The 255-nt window shown below is 53.7% G+C and carries 1 protein-coding gene; it reads right to left on the minus strand.

What is annotated here, in order from left to right; translation table 11 throughout:
* On the minus strand, window positions 1–255 hold a 255-nt coding region (locus tag K6T82_RS24455; RefSeq protein ID WP_223711675.1), incomplete at both ends, for a hypothetical protein.

The following is a 255-nucleotide window of genomic DNA, read 5'->3' on the forward strand; positions in this document are numbered from 1 at the left end:
CGTAGCTGCCTGCCGGTGTATTCGGCGCAACAACCACTTTTCCGTCGTTGGCGATGCTGATGCCTGTCGGAAGGTTCACTCCCTCGATCTTAACCTGACCAGGATTGCTTCCGATTACAGCCTGCACTGCGTTCAATGTATCACTGTTGATCAGCGACAACGTGGTCGTGCCTCCTGTATTTCCGTTGATTGTTCCAAGTGCATCGGCAACAGCATCGATTACCGCTGGGGCAACCGTAAGTGTCGAGATGGCAC

Source organism: Flavobacterium potami (genome assembly GCF_020026915.1).
GTDB classification, from domain to species: domain Bacteria; phylum Bacteroidota; class Bacteroidia; order Flavobacteriales; family Flavobacteriaceae; genus Flavobacterium; species Flavobacterium potami.